This is a genomic window from Chitinophaga caseinilytica (genome assembly GCF_038396765.1).
Classification (GTDB): domain Bacteria; phylum Bacteroidota; class Bacteroidia; order Chitinophagales; family Chitinophagaceae; genus Chitinophaga; species Chitinophaga caseinilytica.
Genome location: NZ_CP150096.1, coordinates 3,509,479 through 3,528,023 on the forward strand (window position 1 = coordinate 3,509,479; position 18,545 = coordinate 3,528,023).

The following is an 18,545-nucleotide window of genomic DNA, read 5'->3' on the forward strand; positions in this document are numbered from 1 at the left end:
TTTCATAACTTTGGAATGTTTGGTGAACTAATAAATGGTGCTTACAGGTGTTGTTTATTGTCAACTAAACATCGCCGCTTCGTCTAGACCACGAAGCGGTTCCTTTTTGGTTGATCGTCCATGTTTCTTATTTAGCTGTTACAGTCAGGCGTTTTCCTTCTATTTTGAATCCGATATCATTGTCTTTCAATATTTCCAGTACTTGTTGCAGGGTGTTGTTCCGGCGGACGATGCCGAAAAATTGCCGGTCTGCGGCGGGTTTCCCTTCATACACGACCTCGATATCGTACCACCGCGCAAACTGGCGGAGCACCGTTTCCAGGCTGGCGTTCTCGAAGTGGAAAAGCCCGTCTTTCCACGCGGCGATCTCGTCGATGTTCACCGTTTCCGCTGCCGCCAGTTGCCCGTTTTCCAGCAGCTTCGTTTGCTGCCCGGGCGAGAGCATCACCGGCCCGGCGGATTTATCCGGCGTCGATACCTTCACCCGCCCGGTCACCAGCGTGGCTGTGGGCCGCGGCTCGTCCGGGTAACTGTTCAGGTTGAAGGCGGTACCCAGCGCCAGCACTTCCATTCCGTTCATTTCCGCGATAAAAGGCTGCTGCGGATTTTGCGCCACTTCCACGAACACTTCCCCCGTCACCATAATGCGACGCTCCTTTCCGCGGAACGCGGCCGGCAGCTGGACAGACGATGCGGAATTCAGCCAGACCGTTGAGCCGTCGGCCAGTTTAAATGAGAACGTTTCTCCCTTGTTCGTGGAAATGGTATTGAGGCCTTCGGCGCCGGGCTCGTACACCAGGCTGCCGTCTTCGGCCATCTGAACGGCGCCGGAATGGGGTTGGGTGGATGAAAGGCTGTCCAGCACTACGACTTGTCCGTTCGCGAGGGTGAGCTTGGCTTTGTAGGTGCCCGGTTGGGCGTCTTGTATGTTGTGTTGTATAATGGTCGTTTTGACGGAGGTTTCCCGCTGGGAGATGATCAGCCAGGCCGCCGTTCCGATCACCAGCAGGAGCGAAGCGGCCGCCGCTATGCGGAACAGCGGGCGGATGCGGGATTTCGGTTTTTCATGTTCCTGCATCCGTTCCTGCAGCCAGGTGTGCAACGCGCGCCGTGCGGCGGGATGATCGTCGCCGAGGAACCTGTCGCTCATGAAATCTTCCTGCATGCGCATTTCCAACTCGCCGGCATGCGCTGTTTCCGCGAGCATATCCGCCAGTTGCGCTTTCCCTTCGGCGGAAATGGTGCCGGTCAGGTATTGGTCCAGTAAATCGCTCAGTGTAGGTTGATCCATTTTCGGCTGATTACAATTAAAGACGCGTGAAAAAGAAAGGGTGGGTGGTTCCTGTCAAAAAAAATGGAAAAAAGGATCATGAGGGCTACAAAATGCCCTTCGGCCTGGAGGTGTTGCCGTAAATAATTAAGGGATTTCACGATGTGCTCTTTCACCGTGTTCCGTGAAATATTCAGTTGCGCAGCGATCTCTTCATAGCTCAGCCCGTCTATCCGGCTCAGCTTGAAAACCTTTCTGCGTACGGGCGGCAGCTGTTCGATCACTTCCAGCACCTGTTGATACGCTTCCTTGTACCGCAAAGGATGGTCAGCCTGCATGACTTCTTCATACAGTTCCGATCCGTCTGGCGCAACGGTTACCTGCAGGTTCCGGCGCATGGCCGAAATGATCTGGTTTTTCCCGACGATGAAGAGGAAATTTTTGAAGCTGGCGACTTCGGCGAGATGGTCGCGCTTGTGCCAGATATGCAGAAAAATATCCTGGGTGATTTCCTGCGCCTGGGCCTGGCGTTTAGTGTAGGCCAGGGCATGACTGTAGACTTTATTCCAGTACATGTCTACCAGCCCGGCAAATGCCTGCTGATCGCCCGATGCCGTTTTGCTGAGCAAATCCTGTTCTGACTGTAAACCGTGAATAGCCAAGTACTGCTTTGGATATGTAGCTAAAATAGGGAAATAAAACCGGCTGCGGCAAGCGCAGGTGCAAATACTATCAGGATTTGCGATTCCAGGCTAAATGTGCGAATCCGCTATCGGTTCCGGCGAATATTTCGTCAGTCGAAACTTAATGGCATACTGTAAAGGCGGGCAGCCGGAAGCCGCCTGGCCGGGAAACTTTTTTCCTGAAATGCCCGTCCGATTCAGTATCAAACCCGCTGAATTCAGGAAACGGCTGCCGAAAGCTTTTCCGAATCCACATTTTTGTCGCATGAAATCAAATCCCTCCATTATGCGACGCATCATTTCCCTGATATCCCTCGCTGTTATCATGCAACTGCAGGCCTCCGCGCAGCAGTTTTCCCTGAAAGGCAAGGTAGATGAGTCTTTCAACGGACAGTACGTCCATTTTTACGGGATCGACTGGTCGGACATGAACCCCAAATTCTCGGACTCCGCACTGGTATCCAACGGGCGCTTCACCTTCAAAGGCAAGCTCGTAACGGAAGGCCTCCTGTTTTCGGTGTATGTCACGGGCGACAGGCGGTCTTTCACCTAACTCTTTTTCCAGAACGCCGACATGACGCTGACCCTCAGGGGCAAGGAGTGGTACAAGCCGGGAAATGCAATATTGACAGGCTCTCTGGCCAACGATCATTGGCTGGAGCTGCGGGCGCTCACCGGAAAGCTGGATGCGGAACGTTATCAGTTGCAGCACCGGGCAGACAGCATCGCCAGGGTTGATTCCACCCGCAACCTGGCATCCATGAAAGATTCCGCCGCGGCGCTGAAGCGGAAAGCGATAGCACTGACGCACGATTGGGTGCGCCAGCATCCCGATGCCTATATTTCACTCGTGACGATGGCCTATTCCATTTTTTACGACCTGGACACGAGGACGCTGAGCGCGGACTTCGAAGGGTTGTCGCGCCAATTGAAGCAATCCGCCGAAGGTCAGGCCCTCCGCTTCCGGATAGACCGCCGGAGCGCCATCCAACCCGGGAATCCCGCGCCGGAACTGGCTGCACGCGATACTTCCGGGAAAGCGGTGCGGTTATCGGATTTCAGAGGACGGTATGTGTTGCTGGATTTCTGGGCGTCGTGGTGCGGCCCCTGCATCGCACAGGTTCCTGAGCTGAAAAAATTCCATGAAGCCAACCAGGACAAGGCGTTAACGGTCATCGGTATTTCACTGGATGATAATGGTGAGAAATGGAAGGCGGCGATCCGGAAGTTCGGGCTGAACTGGGTACATGCGTCCGATCTGCGTGGCTGGAAAGGGGAGACGGGCAAAAACTATAATATCAGCGCCATTCCGCAGAATGTGCTGGTAGGGCCGGATGGCCGGATCGTGGCCGTCGATATCGATCTCAAAAAGTATACTTTGTCGCCTCAATAGGAATTTCCTTAATTTTCAAGCTGATGCAGTTATTTCGCCGTTTATATATTGCCGTGTTGCTGGTTTCGGTAACGGTTGTTGCCGCCTTCGGTCAAAAGACGCCGCGGGCCCATAATTTCGTGTACAACGATTCCACCGTTATCCAGATCGCCAATAACTATACCCTCAATCTCGACGTCAATTATCAGCCATACGATATCCGGCTGCCCTTCAACGACCAGCATTACCGGGTGTATGGGAAGCGACTGGCCATTTCGGTATTCCGGATGAAGGAATTGCTGGACAATGGCGGTTATTCCATCGGCGGCTCCTTCCGCGACACACTGCCCGAAGATGCTCATGTCTTCGAAACGGCCACTATGTACTATCAGGCCTCCCGGAACGGAAAAGACGAGACCGGATGGATGCCGGTGGCAAACGCCGGCTGGTACACGGATACATTCATTTCCAATCTCAACAGGAACATAGAATTCTGGCCCCAGCGCGGCCGGAAATTATTCGACAGCGAACTGGAAAACGGCGACAGCATATCGGTCCGCTTCCGCCAACGCGAAGACGCCCCGTTCCTGACGCTTCATTTCCGCAAGGAAGACGCGCTGGAAACGCCGCCTTTTCTCATGCTGGTGATAGATAATCAGCGATCCAACGCCACGCTGACCGAATTCATCCATGAAGTTTACCAGAAACAATTAGCGTTGGGCGGGAAGTTGAGTGAATTCAGCCGGTTTTATGAAGATTGGCCTGGTGGCAGGGATAAACTGATGACAGGCCAGAAAAAGATCCCTTCAGATGCAAAATTCGCTTTGGTTTTCCGTCCGCGGAATGACATTCCGCATGATTCCGCGTTCGAATATCGCCTCATGGAAAGCGGTGATAATAATACAGCCTGGCGGAAAACAGGGAACGTTGTTATTGTAGCCGGCCTGAAACCCGGAACAAACTACCAGTTGGAGGTGCGCTATGCCGACAGGCGGCAACATGTTTTCAGGAAACAGTTTGCCGTAGCCCGCAACTGGTACCAGGCGCCGTGGTTCATCATCAGCATGGCGGTGGTACTGACGTTGCTGGCGGTGATGACGTTCCTGTGGACGCGCAACCGCCGCCGCAAGCGCCTGCAGGAAGCGCAGCGCGTGAAAGTGAAGGCACTGTACACCCAGCTCAATCCGCACTTCCTGTTCAACGCGCTGGGCTCCATACAAGGCCTGCTCAACGAAGGCGAAGTGGAAAAAGCGAACCATTATTTGTCGGGTTTCGGGGGATTGCTGCGCAACACTCTGCAAAACGGGGAGCGCGACAGCATTTCGCTGGACCAGGAGTTGAAACACCTGCAAAGCTACATCCGCCTGGAGCAGCTCCGCCAGCCATTCGATTTTACGTTGGAAGTGGCGCCGGGCGTGAATCTGGCGGCCATAGACATGCTGCCCCTGCTGTTCCAGCCCATCGTGGAAAATGCGGTAAAGCATGGTTTCCGGGGGAAAGGGGAACCGCTGGCCCTGCGGATATCCGTGCGGGCAGAAGGTGCCGATCTGCTGGTGGAAATCGCCGACAACGGGAAAGGGTTCGACGCCAGCCGATCCGCGGAAGGCAAAGGCCTGCGGCTCACGGCCGACCGGATCGCGCTGTTCAACCAGGCGGAGCGGCGCAAGAAAGTCCGCTTGCAGCTGGAAAGCGGCCAATCCGGCACAACGGCGTATTTTACATTCAAAAACTGGCTGGATGATTAAAGCCCTGATCATAGAAGACGAACCGCACAACCGCAACAACCTTCGCGCGTTGCTGGAGAAGTATTGCGCACAGGTGGAAGTGGTGGGCCTGGCAGCGGATGCGTTCGAAGCGCGGGAATTGATCGGCCGGCTGCAACCGAAACTCGTGTTCCTGGACGTGCAATTGCCGGGAAAAGACGGGTTCGAAATGTTGCAGGAGCTCGGTACCTACGATTTCGAAGTGATCTTCGTGACCGCTTTCAGCGAATACGGCATCCGCGCGATCCGGTTTTCCGCCATCGATTACCTGATGAAACCGCTCGACATCCCGGAGCTCGTGGCCGCTGTGGCCCGCGCGGCAGAAAGGATCGCGCAGAAACAGGAAAACCATAATCTCCGGAACCTCCTCTTCAACCTGCAGAATACCCAAAACCGGAACGATCATCGCATCGCCATCTCATCCCTCAAGGAAATGCGGATGGTAGCCGTGCAGGATATTGTGCGTTGCCAGAGCGAGAACTCCTATACATTTTTCTACCTGTCCAACGGGGAAAAAATCCTTTCCACCACTCCTATCGCCGACTATGAAGAGCTGCTGGCAGGCTACGGGTTCATCCGGTGCCACCAGTCGCACCTCGTCAACCGCAAATACGTCCGCAGTTTGCTGCGCAGCGACGGCCTCGCGCTGCAAATGGAAGATAACAGCACCGTGCCCGTTTCCCGGCAGAAAAAAGACTGGGTGAAAACGGAACTGCTGCGGAATTGAAGGCCTGTCGCCGTAATAAACAAAGCCTGCCCCATTTCGGGCAGGCTTTGTTATGTTGATGAAATTTGAATACCGGGATTTACGTCCTGACGATATCGTCAAAAATTCAGTTCCACCACATGTTCATCCGGCGGCAGGCATTGTTTGATATCGCAACACTGGAAATACAGTCCCGCCTTGATCTTTCCGCCCGACGGCTCTTTCCTCGCGAACTTCCGGATGAAAACGGCGGTGTTATTGTAGATCAGCACGCCGGGATCGTGAACGGAAGCGGTTGGAGGCGTTTGCGACCATCCGCCCGCAGGTTGCAGGGAAGCCGGCGTTTCCAGGATCGGGTCTAACTGAATGTAGGGTTGGTTTTCCGGGACATACGCGTAGATGTGCCAACCCCGCAGAATCTCTGATTTTACGATCACGGCGAGGCTGTCTGCTGTGGCCACCACCGCCGCGTTCACGGTAACGGGCTTCGATCCGTCTGGCGGCGGGCATTGCAGGGCCGCGGCCTCTTTTTCGATCCTGTCGCTGAACTTGCTTTGGGAAAGCGCCTGCAACGGGAGCAGCAGGCCAATCAGTAATATGTGCTTCATCAGTTGTAAGTGTTGATGACGAAACGGTAACCGTTGGTTTCGCTGAAGAAGAGTTTTTTCCGGTGGGCCGACAGCCAGGCGCCCCATTCTTTGGCGGTGGTGAAATTCTCTGCGGTATAGCGTTTCAGCACTTTCAGCGCCAGGTCTTCCCGGTCTTTGCGGCGAAGCATGTCGATGCAGGTATCCAGTAATTTGATGCTGTGGTTGGAAACGCCGATCTGTGCCACGTCTTCGTCTACCGTCCAGGTAAAGAACGCGGTGGGGTCGCAGTACAGGTAATCGAAATTTTTGGAGATGTAAGCCTGGAAGGCGGATGCATCGCTCCCGAATTTTCCGTGGTATTTCCCGGTGAGCGATTTCAGGTAATCTTCCCAGCTCGGGATTTCTTCGTCATGGCCGTAGTAGGGGTACATGGTTTCTTCCTGCGAAGTGAAGGCCTGGCCGGCGGCTTTCTTGGCGTCCAGCCGCGCTTTTTCCTTTCTGTTCTGTTCGTTGAACTGCTGGATTTCCACTTTGGAAGATTCGTAAGCTTCGCGGGTAGCGGCGGCGGCGATTTCGCGGACATTGTCGGTGGTGGCCATCCGGTCGTTGTATTTCCGGGCGATGGGCGTTTTGCCGGCGAACTGCTGCATATAGGCGACGGTGTTGACGAACACTTTTTTGGCTTCGTCCGTCATTTTAGCGGGTGAGGAGCCGAATCCCCAGAGGAAGAAATTGCCATGCCGGCCGAGGGCCACGGCCTGCACGTCTTTGGTGCAAACGCCGCTGGAGATCATTTCCGCATCCGGCCCTTCATCGAAACGGTTGCCCCGCGCCACGAGGCCCACGCGGGCATCTTTGCTCGTCAGGTACCCTTCGTTCTGGACTTTCCACATAGGGATCTGCTTCGGTACGTTTTTGCCGGTGGTATAGTGGAAAATGCCTTCCGGCGTTTCTTTCAGCTGCAGCGTCGGTTTCACTTTGGCGACGGGGCCGTTGAAAATCGGGTGTTTTACATTGAGGTGGTGCGCGTCGGCATCGAGGCATAGGCAGAGCCAGTCGAGCTTCAGGCCGATGGCTTCGCCCATTTCAGGCGCGGTGTTGGCGATGAACACGACGGGCCGGGAGAAATCGTCGGGCAGGAAAGCAGGGCGCAGCCTGCGTTTCAGGCGCGCGGAATCCTGCTGGGGCAATGGATTGGGCCGGAAATCGAAGATGGTCACATCGTAGGGGTTGGAATCGGCCGGTTTCCAGTCGCGGCAATCCATCGTTGCCACTTCCGAAAAATACTGGCTCAGGAGGGCTTTGAAGGCGGGCATCCGCACGGGGTATTCCGCGATGAACCCCTCTTTCGACATACCGCCCGGGGCCGACCGGGTCATTTCCGGAAGGGGGCGGGCCGGGTCGTAGCCGACGAATAATACTTTTAATGGTCGTAACGGGGGCCTGGATTGCGCTGTGGCGGATGAGGCGAACAGGGCACCGGCAAGCATGAACAGGCATATGAGTCTGGAGATCATGACATTGGATTTGACTGGTTTTTGATAAAATGGTATCCTTCTATATAAGTAGAGACCTGCCGGAAAAATCTGTACGTGGAAAAATTGAAAATTCAGGACTGGAAAGGTTGACGGGGCACCGGGAGCGGCCATTTTTCAGTTTCTTATAGTATATTGCATTTGCATATGAACCGGGGATCTCCCGGGCATATATAACACGCAGCCATTCCAAAACACTGAATTAAACAGATATGATACTTATTGCAATCCTCCTCCCGGCATTATCCTTTCTCCTCAGGGGCATGATCCTTCATGCGATCCTGTGCCTGGTGCTGCAGATCACCCTGATCGGGTGGCTCCCCGCCGCTATCTGGGCCGTTGTGTCGCTGAACAACGCAAGGGCGGAAAGGCGGACAGACCGTATCGTAAGAGCGATGCGGAATTCCAGATAACAAAAGCCCGCTTCGATATCCGGATGGACCTGGTCGGTACCAGGTTGATATAAAACTTTGTAAAATAGAAAAGGCCTCCCGAAGGAGGCCTTTTCTTATGGCAAATAATCGAATATTGCACCCGGGTCACGGTGCCTGTTCCATCAATTTTTTCAGGCCGGCCTCATAATTGGCGATTTCCGCGACGAGGGTGTCTGTCAGGGCTTTCCTGGCGGATTTGTCGCCTTCCATGATGATGGACCAGCGAACGACCGAAGTATCCTTGCTGTCCGGCAGTGATTCTACGAGCGCGGTAACGATCGCTTTGGAAACGCCCGTCGGCAGCGGATCGGCAACATGGAACACGAAGAATTTGTAAGTATCGTGGATCTGTTCGATTTCATCCGTGCGCTTGCGGCCGTCTGCGAACACGAGGTCACGGAATTGCGTTCCGCCGACGGTACGGATATTTACTTCCGTGATCGCGCCGTTGGAGTAATCCTTAACTTTCGGCAGGTCGCGGATGGTTTGCCAGATGGCGGGAGGATCGCTTTTGATCCGGGTTTCGTGGAGATATTCCGGGACGATTTTTTGTGCGGCTCCCATCTGCGCCATGGCGGTTCCGCTCCAGCAAACCAGGAACATCAGCAGGTACTTTTTCATACTTCCAGTTGGTTTTCTGAAAAAATAGGGGATATGTCCGGAAACGCTGTGGTTTTCTGTGCAAACCGGTTAAATGCAGGTACGAACAGGGGGACGGCGATACTTTAACTATACACCTTCAGGATTTTGCCGTTCACCGCACCTTCCACGCTCAGGATATACGCATTGACCAATTTGCCCATGGGTACGAGATTGTAGCCGGGAAAAGCGGAGCCGTACCGCTCGAAGCTATTCTCCACCAGGCCGGGGCTCACTGCATTGATCCTTCTTTCTTCCGTCATTTCCTGCGCCGCTCCTAACACGAAGCTGTTAACGGCCCCATTGATCATGGATACACAGGTGCCGTTGCGGGCGGGGTGTTCGGCGGCAATGCCGGTGGTGAGGGTGAAGGAGCCGCCTTTGGCGAGATAGTCCTGGCCGATCAGCACCAGGTTGATCTGTCCCATTAGCTTGCCCTGGATACCGGGCATCATCATGTCGGTGGTCATCGTGCGGAACGGGCCGTAATATCCCGTGCCGGCGGTGCAAATTACGGCATTCACGGTGCCGGTCTGGCGATACATGCGCTCGATCATCGCGGGTTGGGAAATGTCTGCCTGAACATCCCCGCTGTTCCTGCCTGCGGTGATCACTTCCATGCCGCGGAGCCGGAATGCGGCGGCTACTGCCTTTCCGATGGTACCTTCACCACCGATCAATAAGATCTTCATACTTTTTTTAGCAAAGGTCCGCCGGAAATGGGGATGGCAGGTAACCGGGATGGCTCATCCGGTAACTCTTTTGGCTCTTCCTTCGCTGGGGGTATGGCCGTATTTTTCCTTGTACAGCCGGATGAACCAGGATGTGTTTTCGTACCCGCAATCCATGGCGATCGCGGCGACCTGTAAATCCGTGTTCTGCAGCAGGAGGTGCGCATGCGCCAACCTTTGATCGTTGATCCAGGTGCGGGGAGAACACTGGTAGCGTTGCCGGAAATCACGCTTGAATTTGGCAAGGCTGCAATTACAGAGACTCGCCAGTTCTTCGATGGTAACGGGCTGTAGGAGGTATTGCGACAGGATATGGTCCATGGTGGCCGGTTCGCTGTCGATCGCCGAACGGATGAACGACTGGACGATTCCCCGTTGGGGGCCCGAGAGGAGCAGCAGCAATGCCTCCTGCTGCTTCAAATGCATAAGCTGTTCGAGCTGTGCCGGCGGCTGACCGAAGTATTGCCGGAAGCTTTCCGTAAACCCCTTCAGCAGCGGCGTTGCAGGAAACACCAGGTAGGGCCGGGAATGGCGATGTTGCAAAGGGCTGCCGTGCATCGACATGGATTGCAGGAGCTTCAAGGGGAGAAACAACATGATCGCCTCGAATCCGGCGCTTTCCCCGATGTATTCAGCCATGACGTAAATGCCTTTGCGCAGCAGGAAAACTTCCCCCGGCGAAACCCTGACCGTTTCATCAGGAAAATGCAGGAGCTTGACGCCCCGCTGCACGAATATCAAAGTATGCTCGGTCATAAGCACAGTCCGCTTCCCCGGCTGCGATTCTATTTTCAGCTTTGCGAGCGTTTCTGCCGGATGCGCGAGGAACGAGGGATCCGGCATAGCCTGGGCCGGTGATGGAGGAAAACGGTGCAGCATATCCGGCAAAGATACGAACTGTGCTTTCTGAACGGCCTAGCCTTTGAAGAACGTCCCGAAAACGCGGTCCCACAGCGAAGTGCTGACCCCGAACCCTCTTTCCTCGCTCTTGTAGTGATGCAGGTGGTGGTTCCGCCACAGGGGCTTGGCCCAGGGGAACGGCGGGCGCCAGGCATGGATCGCATAATGGATGGTGCCGTACAGCAGGTAGCCGAGCATAAACCCGGGAAAGAAGGGGAACGCCGCCACGCCCAGCACCAGCCGCATCACGCCGAAAATGGCCGAGGCGATGATCAGGCTTGGAACGGGCGGCATGAAGAGGCGCTGCTTGTCGCGCGGGTATTCATGATGATTGCCGTGCAGGGTGTAAATGATGCGCCGCAGCCGGGGGCGCTCCGTCACGAAGTGAAAAACGAAACGGTGCATGATGTACTCGAAAAGCGTCCACCCCGAAACCCCCAGGAAGAAAATCCCCGCCGCCTGCGCTATGCCCCAGCCCGCCTGCGCCACGCTGTAATACAGCAAATACCCGATCACCGGCAGGTACATCCCCCAGATCACCAGCGGATGCGTTTTGGTAAGCATTTCAAGATACTGGTTCTCGAATAGCCGCGCCTGTCCCTTATTCTTGATTTTATCTGGTTGCATACCCGCAAAATGCCCCCGCCCGCCCGCGATCCCTGCGATTTTTCCATCAACCGCGGAATCGGGCCCACGAACCGCCGGATAAACCCCTCGATCCGGGTATGCGACCGGTCCGAAAATTGGCAGATCAAAATAAATATCTTACTTTGGTATTAGATGTATGTCCGGCCCCAATAAGCACTAAGCAGACAATTACAGCTATACCTGCCGGCATCTTCTCTTGTAGTTATCGCCAGGATGTACCCCAGATTCATCGCGTCGGTTGAACGGCCTTCCAGTCAAATCAATACTTATTTCGGATAACAGTGAAAGCGCATTGCGTTGCTGATAAACCCCGGTTCTTTCATATACCTGATGCAAATGCTTGAGCGAATGGATTCGCGCCCCATGATGTCAGGATACACATGCCATCCGTCCTGGCCGGAAATGTGCATGCCGTCCCCATCCATTCATGCCTTCGGTCGATAAATTCTTGTACCATGATCAAATATTACAGCCTGTTGCTATTGCTGCTCCCCATTTCCCTGTTTGCGCAATCCACCGGCAATACGGATTCGCTGCTGAAGGCTTTCCAGGAACGGATCGATAGCCTCGCCAAAGTGGTGAATGAAATCAATCATACCAACGCAAAATCTTACGCGGAACCTTATAATACCTCTTACCGGAATGCCCTGTTGACGATGGAATTGATGTCTACCCTCCAAATCACGGTGAAAGATATTATCGCAGACCGGAACGAGGCATTGGCCAACACGCTCATGAGCCAGGTGGGCAACCCCACGAACGACCAGCTGGGGTTCGTTTTCACGGAGCGGGTCATCACGGTGGCCGAGCAGGTCATCTCCACGGCCAACATCGCGCCGGAATATAAAAACAGGTTGAAAACGACGATCTCCGACATCGTCGGCGGCATCGCCAAATCGTTCCCCGCCGTGAATATCGTGACGTCCGTGATATCGACGCTCGCTTCCTTCAATATTCCGTTCATCGAAAAGCTGACCAAAAAACTGAAAGAAGGCGATACGTTGCCGGTCAAGATCGATGCGCCCATCCGGAAGGAAATGCTGGAACAGTTTTCGACTTCCATGATGCCGTATGTCAACTTCTATCAACAACTCAATAACCAGGCGCAGGAATTCTCGGGCGACCTGCGTTTCCACAAAGCGAAGTACGACGATTATTTCCCCGCGATCAACGCACTGGTGGAGCGGTTCCGGTCGGAATTGAGTATAGACGTGCATGGCATTACGCGGCCCGTCAAGGACCAGGCAGACGATCTGTTCGATATGAACAATACCAGCAGGAACAGCAATTTCTACAAGAACGGATTGCAGCGGCCCGAGATCCGGAAGGTGCGGGATTTTACCGCGCAGGCGGTGCAGCTGGCGCGGGATTTCAAGCCGTTTTACAACGATTATTACCGCATTCTCCTGAAAAATTTCGATGATAATGTGACGTTGCTGCAAGACGCGAAAAAACTGCCGGGAAGCGATGCCGGAAAGATAGATAACCTCGTTGCCCAGTTGCGGTACCTCCGGAAAGGGGATGATAAAAACGATTACGGGTTCGAGGGTAAGTTTAAGGGCGGATTGGAGAAAGTGCTTTCCCGGATCGTTCAGATCGGTGCATCAGACTAATTAAATCAATAGGATATGGTTAACATGAAACGTTTCGGGCACCTGCTGTGCCTGCTCGCGGTGTTGTTGGGGGCCGCGGCGCCGTTAAATGCCCAGGACAGAAAGTTCAACAGCTACCTGCTGCGGGCCGTAGACACGATAGAGAAAAACTACGCTTTGCGGGGGTACGATATCAAAGGGGTTTTTACCCACGATCTCCCTTTCGGGAAAAACAAGCTGAAAGCCTCCCGGCCGGCGGTGACCATGTGCGTGGCCGCGCAACTGGAGCTCATCGTGACCGCATTGAACATCTACGCGGCGGAAACCGGTGATTCCTCGGTGTTCGACTATCTCCCCATCCGGCATTGGGTGTCGACCCAATCCAAAACCTTCAAGGATTTTATGTGGGTGAATTCCGGTTCCTACGGTTCGGCCTATGCGCTGAACGCCTACGGAATGGGAGGCATGTGCACATACAGGGAACTGACGCCGGGCTCGTTCGTCAACCTGAACCGGACCACCCGCACGGGGCACGCCGTGCTGTTCATCTGTTACATCGACAGCCTGGGCCATGAACTGACCGGCTATTCGAAACGGGCGAAAGGTTTCAAGTACTATTCCTCACAGGGGAAAGGCCCGGGCGTGGGGGGATACTCTTACCGGTACGCTTTCTTCGGAACGGATTGCCCTTTTATCGGCAACATCGGGAAACGGGATTGCAACGTCATCTGGTCGGATAAGCAGAAGATGCTGAACTGCGGGTTCATGCTGCATCCCAAATACTGGAACAAAAAGGCGCGCGACCTCGCCATTGTGGCCATGAAAAAAGTGAGCTCGCTGGGCGAGAACGACGTGAATCCCGCTTACCTCAACCAGGAAATGACAGATGACTGACCTGCGAAACATCATACTACAGGTTGCCCTGCTGCTTTCGGTTTTCCTGCTGCCAGGCGTTGCATCCGCACAGCAATATTACGGCCGGGTGTGTTTCCTGGGCGATGATACGGCAGCTGTGGAGTATCCCTGCATGGCGCTGCCGCCCACGGTGCAGGACAGTTTGGCCGAAAATACCATGCAGCAGCTGCTGCGGCCGCTGGGTTTGCGCGGCAAGATTTTGCTCCGGGGCTGCGACGAAGTCCGCAATTTCGCCTCGCTCATTTCGGCGCGCGATAATACGCGGTATGTCCTCTACAGCAAAACCGCGTTCGATTCGGCGGTGGACGTCCGGCACAAGAACTGGGATAAAATGGCGGTATACCTCCATGAACTGGGTCATCACCTGAACGGCAATACCAGTGGGGCAGACGACGGTCAGAAGCTCCAGAACGAACTGGACGCCGATTACTTTTCCGGGTACAACATGGCGCGGCTAAAGGCCCCTTTGCCGGAGTCGCAAAAATACCTGACGATGGTGCCCAACCCGCCTTGTGAAGATGAGGAATTGTACTCGCATCCCTGTCTGGAAGCGCGGACGCTCGCCGTGACCAGGGGCTGGTACGGAGGGAAAGACCTGGCCGATTTTTATGTGGAATCGGGATATGGGGAGCTGTCGGGCACGGGCAGGATGGATGACCTGGAACGGGGTATACAAAAACCTTTTTTCACCTACAGCCATTGCGTCCGCTCCGGCGATCCATGTAAATGCATCGTGCTGTTGAATGGCGTGCGGATGCTGATCGACTATTCGCACCAACAATGTTTCCTGGATGCGGATTTCAGCGACAGCGGCTGCGGAACCTGTGGACATGGCGCTATGGATACCACGCTGACTGCCCGCGGGACTTTCCGGGGGCCATGGGAGCTGATGCCGGATGAGAAGTTATGGATCGATTTCGGGTTTTGGCCGTTGTCGGAGACATTGATTTTTACGGGTAAGATCGATCGTGGCGGTTCCATAACGGGTTACCTCGTAATCCCGGGGAATCAGCGGGGTTGGGGGCTTCCGCCGGAAGATGATACCAATGTGGCATCGTTTGTACTGAAGGGGAAGCCGGTGGTTATTGTGGTGAAATAGCATTCCGGATTTGAAACACGAAGGAAGCCAGGGATGGTCCCTGGCTTCCCTTCACCAATTGAAATCAATGGTTTTTTCGCCGAGGTATTCCTGGATCCTTTTCCGCGTTCCGGGAGACAGGCCCTCCGGCAGCGCCGACAGCGGGAAGAACGCGTACTGCGCTATTTCAACGCTTTTCGGATCGCTGGATAGGGTGGCGTGATGGATGACGAAGACCGCAATATAGTCGCTTTTGGATTCGAAGAAATTTGAATAGCACCCTAATAACGCCAACTTATCATACCGTTCGATCCCCACTTCTTCCGAAAGTTCCCTATGGATGGCCTTTGCAAAGCTTTCTCCTTTTTGTACGCCGCCACCGGGTAAGAACCAGTTTTTCGCGTAGCGATGTTTCACCAGTAATATTTCCCGGTCGGCGTTGACGATGATCGCGCGAACGCCCACCGTGGTAGGCCGGATAACCGCCCAGTAGCACCGCCGGAAGAATGATATGATTTTTATGATCGTGTTCATGGTTTTTGGTATGTTTTTCCCAGGAGTGAAAGTGTTTTTATTGAAAATCCGATGCGGCTGATCTCTTCGGTCCAGGAGCGGGGCGTGGCCAGCTGGAAGTGCCACCATTCCGTCAGGTAGTAATTTTTTGTCCAGCCTTCCTTTCTTCTTATCGGCGTCAGGCCTACCGATTTGAAAATAGCGGTGAGGTCGAGGAATCTGCCGGATATTTCGCACTCGTAATAGGTTTTACTGTCTGCCCGGAAGAACATGAACGTGTGCGTGGTTTCCGGTATTTCGGCGTCGGCGCACGGGATATGAACGTTCCAATGTTCATTGTCTTCGGATGAAGATATGAAAAACCGGTCGAGGTGCGGGTTTTGCATGCCGCGCCACTCGTCCAGGTCAATGGCAAGGGCGAGATGGTGCAACGAGTTTTTGATCATGCCGGAACTGATGGTCACGTTGGCCGGACTTCTGAAACATGCGAATGCATTTTCCGGGAAGTAGCCCTTATGCCGCCGCGTAATTTTTATCACCTCGCGCATGGCGGCTGCGATCGGTTGCTGTACCCAGGTGCGGCCGAACCGGGTGAGCGGCGAAGGGCAGCTGTTCGCGAAATTGTGGAGCAGCCAGATATTGAGCTCCCGGAAAGTGGCTTCGTCGAGAATGCCGTTGACGTGCCCGTTGTAGGTTGGCGTCAGCAGGAGGGTAGACGCTTCGCCGTCGAAGGTGTTGACAAATCTCCTGAATGCGCCGGTCGCCTGTTCCTGGAACGCGCAAACCGCGGAAGCCAGTTTGGAATTGTAGCAGCCGTTGATATTGCCCACCATGTATTCGAACCCCAATTCGCAGAATTTCTCCTGGATTTTGTGGATGCAGTTACTGTCCAGGTAATTCGCCTGGGCGCCACCAATGAAGTGGCGCTCAGGCGAGGTGGGATCAACGTCGCCGGGGTAGAACGTTTGTGTGAAAGGTAAGATGCTCATAACTACATTTTAAAGATGAGTTCCCATGAATTATCGACGTGTGTACGTTCGTTGAAGAACGATTGCAGGCGTTGCAGGTCGCCCGTCAGCATACCGTCCAGGAGGAGGGGGACGAGCGTATTGTCTTTATCCCAGAATTCCAGGAATCTCCGCGTGGGGGTGAGCACGGTTTGATGGAAATCCCTCGCCCGCTCGTAGTGATCGAAATTGACCGTGGCGCCGGTGATGTCGTGGAAAACCTCCTGCGCTAAGCCCGGTTGCAATACAAACGAGTTGGAGTTCGACAATTCTTTCACCATCGCCGAGGCGATAAGGTCGGTGACGCCATCCATCAGCAGGTTGAGGTTGATGCTGAGCGGGGCCCTCCGCGTGGCGGATACGGTGGAGTACGCCGTGCCGTCGGGGTTTTTGAAATTGATGCCGTATTGCTGCCGGTATACGGGGAAAGGCACGTCCATGGCCGGCGGAACGGCAGAGATGCGCCGGAACGTTGAGTAGTGGATACTGTCATGAATATAGCTTTTCTGCAGCTCCAGCTGGCGGAGGAGCGGGTTGTCGATGAACCGGGAATTGAGCATGATAGCCATCGCCCGGTTTTCGATGAAGAAAAACCCGCCCGCGATCTTGCCGTGAAAGCCGCCCATATCGCCTTCGCGCGAATCTACGCCGACGAAGTACCTGTCGCCGGGGATGCCCGTCAGTTCCGGGTGCATCTGTGCGAATTTCGCCCGGGCCCAATCGATCCACGCTTGGAAAGATTTGTTCTTAATGAGGTAGTCATCAAGCGTGTACAGGTTAGGAATATTCTTAAATTTTTGCGGCAGTTGCGCGCGTTTTTCGTTAAAGTACGCCGAGATCCTTTCGCATTGCTCAGCAGTTCCTTCGATTAGCTCTTTCATTGCTTCGCGTTTTAAGTGTTATTTGCTATATTCAAATCCCCAACTTCACCAGGCCTTGTTTTTACCGTCGATAGCAAATTTGGGAAGGAACGCCTGTACCGTTATTATAACTGTTCGAACATTCCGGACATTCGGCAGCGTTATGAGCTGTCAGGATATTTGTCAACCACAAAAAATTATATACCTATTACGTTATGGATTTCAAACCAGAATCATTTGTTGTACTGTATGAAAAATTGTACGATCACTGTTTAGAAAAGTATTTCGGGAACAAGGAGTTTGAAGGGGCGAAGAAGCATTATTCGGCCAAGCTCTGGAATGAGATCGACAAGGAAACGAAGAAGCCGTTTTTCTTCAGGTTTGCGGGAGACAAGAGCAGGAAAAATCCCAACTATTTTCACCGGCTTTACACGAAGTCATGGAACACCATTACTTCTTTTGAAGTGGACGACCGGAGCCTTTTTCTCGCTTTCCGGGAGCTGAAAATTTCCATCTTCAAAGTGAAGGGTTCCGAAGGCATAGCATTCAGTCATCGCGTGGTAAACGATGTCAATGTCGAATTCCATAAGGAGTTCAAGGAACGGATTCAGGAAGTTGGGAACGATATCCGGAGCCAGTTGGGGCTATCTCCGATGAAGAAGAAAGACACCGGCGCCGCGTTGCCTCCACTCTCCGAGCAGGAGCTAAAGGATGTGGCGGTGACCAAAGATGAAAAGTCGGTGGAGAAAACGATCAAGGATTTCCTGGGCAGCATTTCAGCAAAGGATTACAAAACGGCCTGGGCGCAGTTGACGCCGACGTTTCAGCAAAGGGTCTGGGGCGGGGAATTTCCGAAGTTTGAAAGGGGATATGTGAATACAGCGGGCATACGGAAAGTGCATGTTTTCCACATCAATCCGGATACCAATAATTCTATCGATTGCCAGGTCCATTATGAAGACGAGATCGTGGTGTATTCCTGCAATGAACTCAATGCGATCGCATTGAGCACCGTGAGCGATATTGCAGAGTTTGTGCGCAATGTAAAAAAACTAAGGAACCGTGTTCTGAAATACGGTGGCAAGAATTTCGATAAGCTGGAGATTTACAAATTGCTGGAGCCGACGGCCGCCGAATACATTTGGTATAAGGCGGGGCTCGATATATCCAAGATCGGGGAGGTGTTCCATATCGACAGGGTTAAGTTCATGAAGCGGCTGATGTTTTTTACCGCCACGAAGGTGAAGGGCAAATGGCGGATAGAAAGTATCCGGGAAATGAAGACCTATTCTTTGCGATAGGATAGTGG

General features: G+C 53.9%; 20 protein-coding genes. 9 read left to right on the top strand and 11 right to left on the bottom strand.

Going from position 1 to position 18,545, the window contains the following annotated elements; all coding sequences use genetic code 11:
• Positions 1-127: 127 nt before the first annotated feature.
• Positions 128-1,291: a FecR domain-containing protein gene (locus tag WJU22_RS14260; RefSeq protein WP_341838856.1), complete on the bottom strand. Its 1,164-nt coding sequence runs from the start codon at positions 1,289-1,291 to the stop codon at positions 128-130.
• Positions 1,273-1,932 (bottom strand): RNA polymerase sigma-70 factor, encoded by a 660-nt coding sequence (locus tag WJU22_RS14265; RefSeq protein WP_341838857.1) that lies wholly within the window; start codon positions 1,930-1,932, stop codon positions 1,273-1,275. The genes WJU22_RS14260 and WJU22_RS14265 overlap by 19 nt, the downstream gene beginning before the upstream one ends.
• Positions 1,933-2,239: 307 nt before the next feature.
• Between WJU22_RS14265 and WJU22_RS14270 the strand changes: the two genes are divergently transcribed.
• From WJU22_RS14270 to WJU22_RS14285, 4 genes are read left to right on the top strand one after another with little or no spacing between them, the layout of a single operon-like run.
• Positions 2,240-2,506 carry a DUF4369 domain-containing protein gene (locus WJU22_RS14270; protein WP_341838858.1) on the top strand — a complete coding sequence of 89 codons (267 nt, stop codon included), beginning with the start codon at positions 2,240-2,242 and terminating at the stop codon, positions 2,504-2,506.
• A gap of 21 nt (positions 2,507-2,527) precedes the next feature.
• Positions 2,528-3,346: a TlpA disulfide reductase family protein gene (locus WJU22_RS14275; protein ID WP_341838859.1), complete on the top strand. Its 819-nt coding sequence runs from the start codon at positions 2,528-2,530 to the stop codon at positions 3,344-3,346.
• A gap of 23 nt (positions 3,347-3,369) precedes the next feature.
• A complete protein-coding gene (locus WJU22_RS14280; protein ID WP_341838860.1) occupies positions 3,370-5,070 on the top strand; it encodes a sensor histidine kinase in 1,701 nt (566 codons plus the stop codon).
• Positions 5,063-5,815: a LytTR family DNA-binding domain-containing protein gene (locus tag WJU22_RS14285; RefSeq protein WP_341838861.1), complete on the top strand. Its 753-nt coding sequence runs from the start codon at positions 5,063-5,065 to the stop codon at positions 5,813-5,815. Before WJU22_RS14280 ends, WJU22_RS14285 begins: the two co-directional genes overlap by 8 nt.
• Positions 5,816-5,913: 98 nt before the next feature.
• On the opposite strand, the gene WJU22_RS14290 is transcribed toward WJU22_RS14285, so the two are convergent.
• Together WJU22_RS14290 and WJU22_RS14295 are read right to left on the bottom strand one after the other, a co-directional pair.
• Positions 5,914-6,402 carry a hypothetical protein gene (locus tag WJU22_RS14290; protein WP_341838862.1) on the bottom strand — a complete coding sequence of 163 codons (489 nt, stop codon included), beginning with the start codon at positions 6,400-6,402 and terminating at the stop codon, positions 5,914-5,916.
• Positions 6,402-7,901: a hypothetical protein gene (locus WJU22_RS14295; protein ID WP_341838863.1), complete on the bottom strand. Its 1,500-nt coding sequence runs from the start codon at positions 7,899-7,901 to the stop codon at positions 6,402-6,404. Before WJU22_RS14295 ends, WJU22_RS14290 begins: the two co-directional genes overlap by 1 nt.
• Before the next feature lie 230 nt (positions 7,902-8,131).
• On the opposite strand from WJU22_RS14295, the gene WJU22_RS14300 reads away from it, so the two are divergent.
• On the top strand, positions 8,132-8,332 hold the full coding sequence (locus WJU22_RS14300) for a YqaE/Pmp3 family membrane protein (RefSeq protein WP_341838864.1): 201 nt from the start codon (positions 8,132-8,134) through the stop codon (positions 8,330-8,332).
• 126 nt (positions 8,333-8,458) lie between these two features.
• Here the strand turns inward: WJU22_RS14300 and WJU22_RS14305 are convergent, their stop codons facing one another.
• The 4 genes from WJU22_RS14305 to WJU22_RS14320 all read right to left on the bottom strand — a co-directional run bounded on the left by WJU22_RS14305 (position 8,459) and on the right by WJU22_RS14320 (position 11,250).
• Positions 8,459-8,974 carry a hypothetical protein gene (locus tag WJU22_RS14305; protein WP_341838865.1) on the bottom strand — a complete coding sequence of 172 codons (516 nt, stop codon included), beginning with the start codon at positions 8,972-8,974 and terminating at the stop codon, positions 8,459-8,461.
• Between the two features lie 104 nt (positions 8,975-9,078).
• Complete coding sequence (locus tag WJU22_RS14310) at positions 9,079-9,684, bottom strand: short chain dehydrogenase (RefSeq protein ID WP_341838866.1); 606 nt, start codon at positions 9,682-9,684, stop codon at positions 9,079-9,081.
• Between the two features lie 54 nt (positions 9,685-9,738).
• Entirely contained in the window at positions 9,739-10,566 is an 828-nt protein-coding gene (locus WJU22_RS14315) for an AraC family transcriptional regulator (RefSeq protein ID WP_341838867.1), read from the bottom strand.
• Between the two features lie 72 nt (positions 10,567-10,638).
• The gene (locus tag WJU22_RS14320) at positions 10,639-11,250 is read right to left on the bottom strand and encodes a sterol desaturase family protein (protein WP_341838868.1); all 612 of its coding nucleotides are present in this window, start codon (positions 11,248-11,250) and stop codon (positions 10,639-10,641) included.
• 476 nt (positions 11,251-11,726) lie between these two features.
• Between WJU22_RS14320 and WJU22_RS14325 the strand changes: the two genes are divergently transcribed.
• Genes WJU22_RS14325 through WJU22_RS14335 form a run of 3 tightly spaced genes read left to right on the top strand, consistent with a single transcriptional unit; the run spans position 11,727 to position 14,877 of the window.
• Entirely contained in the window at positions 11,727-12,884 is a 1,158-nt protein-coding gene (locus WJU22_RS14325; protein ID WP_341838869.1) for a hypothetical protein, read from the top strand.
• A gap of 15 nt (positions 12,885-12,899) precedes the next feature.
• Positions 12,900-13,757 (top strand): hypothetical protein, encoded by an 858-nt coding sequence (locus WJU22_RS14330; protein ID WP_341838870.1) that lies wholly within the window; start codon positions 12,900-12,902, stop codon positions 13,755-13,757.
• On the top strand, positions 13,750-14,877 hold the full coding sequence (locus WJU22_RS14335) for a hypothetical protein (protein ID WP_341838871.1): 1,128 nt from the start codon (positions 13,750-13,752) through the stop codon (positions 14,875-14,877). The genes WJU22_RS14330 and WJU22_RS14335 overlap by 8 nt, the downstream gene beginning before the upstream one ends.
• 51 nt (positions 14,878-14,928) lie before the next feature.
• On the opposite strand, the gene WJU22_RS14340 is transcribed toward WJU22_RS14335, so the two are convergent.
• Genes WJU22_RS14340 through WJU22_RS14350 form a run of 3 tightly spaced genes read right to left on the bottom strand, consistent with a single transcriptional unit; the run spans position 14,929 to position 17,257 of the window.
• Positions 14,929-15,390 carry an NUDIX domain-containing protein gene (locus tag WJU22_RS14340; protein WP_341838872.1) on the bottom strand — a complete coding sequence of 154 codons (462 nt, stop codon included), beginning with the start codon at positions 15,388-15,390 and terminating at the stop codon, positions 14,929-14,931.
• Positions 15,387-16,358 (bottom strand): hypothetical protein, encoded by a 972-nt coding sequence (locus WJU22_RS14345; protein WP_341838873.1) that lies wholly within the window; start codon positions 16,356-16,358, stop codon positions 15,387-15,389. Before WJU22_RS14345 ends, WJU22_RS14340 begins: the two co-directional genes overlap by 4 nt.
• Positions 16,359-16,360: 2 nt before the next feature.
• Positions 16,361-17,257 (bottom strand): hypothetical protein, encoded by an 897-nt coding sequence (locus WJU22_RS14350; protein ID WP_341838874.1) that lies wholly within the window; start codon positions 17,255-17,257, stop codon positions 16,361-16,363.
• Between the two features lie 194 nt (positions 17,258-17,451).
• On the opposite strand from WJU22_RS14350, the gene WJU22_RS14355 reads away from it, so the two are divergent.
• Positions 17,452-18,537, top strand: a complete 1,086-nt coding sequence (locus WJU22_RS14355; RefSeq protein ID WP_341838875.1) for a hypothetical protein — start codon at positions 17,452-17,454, stop codon at positions 18,535-18,537.
• Positions 18,538-18,545: the final 8 nt, after the last annotated feature.

Coding starts and splice junctions, on each gene's coding strand:
- WJU22_RS14285 (WP_341838861.1), top strand. CDS start 5,063: ATGATTAAAGCCCTGATCATAGAAGACGAACCGCACAACCGCAACAAC.
- WJU22_RS14290 (WP_341838862.1), bottom strand. CDS start 6,402: ATGAAGCACATATTACTGATTGGCCTGCTGCTCCCGTTGCAGGCGCTT.
- WJU22_RS14260 (WP_341838856.1), bottom strand. CDS start 1,291: ATGGATCAACCTACACTGAGCGATTTACTGGACCAATACCTGACCGGC.
- WJU22_RS14345 (WP_341838873.1), bottom strand. CDS start 16,358: ATGAGCATCTTACCTTTCACACAAACGTTCTACCCCGGCGACGTTGAT.
- WJU22_RS14335 (WP_341838871.1), top strand. CDS start 13,750: ATGACTGACCTGCGAAACATCATACTACAGGTTGCCCTGCTGCTTTCG.
- WJU22_RS14355 (WP_341838875.1), top strand. CDS start 17,452: ATGGATTTCAAACCAGAATCATTTGTTGTACTGTATGAAAAATTGTAC.
- WJU22_RS14305 (WP_341838865.1), bottom strand. CDS start 8,974: ATGAAAAAGTACCTGCTGATGTTCCTGGTTTGCTGGAGCGGAACCGCC.
- WJU22_RS14320 (WP_341838868.1), bottom strand. CDS start 11,250: ATGCAACCAGATAAAATCAAGAATAAGGGACAGGCGCGGCTATTCGAG.
- WJU22_RS14280 (WP_341838860.1), top strand. CDS start 3,370: ATGCAGTTATTTCGCCGTTTATATATTGCCGTGTTGCTGGTTTCGGTA.
- WJU22_RS14340 (WP_341838872.1), bottom strand. CDS start 15,390: ATGAACACGATCATAAAAATCATATCATTCTTCCGGCGGTGCTACTGG.
- WJU22_RS14315 (WP_341838867.1), bottom strand. CDS start 10,566: ATGCCGGATCCCTCGTTCCTCGCGCATCCGGCAGAAACGCTCGCAAAG.
- WJU22_RS14270 (WP_341838858.1), top strand. CDS start 2,240: ATGCGACGCATCATTTCCCTGATATCCCTCGCTGTTATCATGCAACTG.
- WJU22_RS14300 (WP_341838864.1), top strand. CDS start 8,132: ATGATACTTATTGCAATCCTCCTCCCGGCATTATCCTTTCTCCTCAGG.
- WJU22_RS14325 (WP_341838869.1), top strand. CDS start 11,727: ATGATCAAATATTACAGCCTGTTGCTATTGCTGCTCCCCATTTCCCTG.
- WJU22_RS14275 (WP_341838859.1), top strand. CDS start 2,528: ATGACGCTGACCCTCAGGGGCAAGGAGTGGTACAAGCCGGGAAATGCA.
- WJU22_RS14330 (WP_341838870.1), top strand. CDS start 12,900: ATGGTTAACATGAAACGTTTCGGGCACCTGCTGTGCCTGCTCGCGGTG.
- WJU22_RS14350 (WP_341838874.1), bottom strand. CDS start 17,257: ATGAAAGAGCTAATCGAAGGAACTGCTGAGCAATGCGAAAGGATCTCG.
- WJU22_RS14310 (WP_341838866.1), bottom strand. CDS start 9,684: ATGAAGATCTTATTGATCGGTGGTGAAGGTACCATCGGAAAGGCAGTA.
- WJU22_RS14295 (WP_341838863.1), bottom strand. CDS start 7,901: ATGATCTCCAGACTCATATGCCTGTTCATGCTTGCCGGTGCCCTGTTC.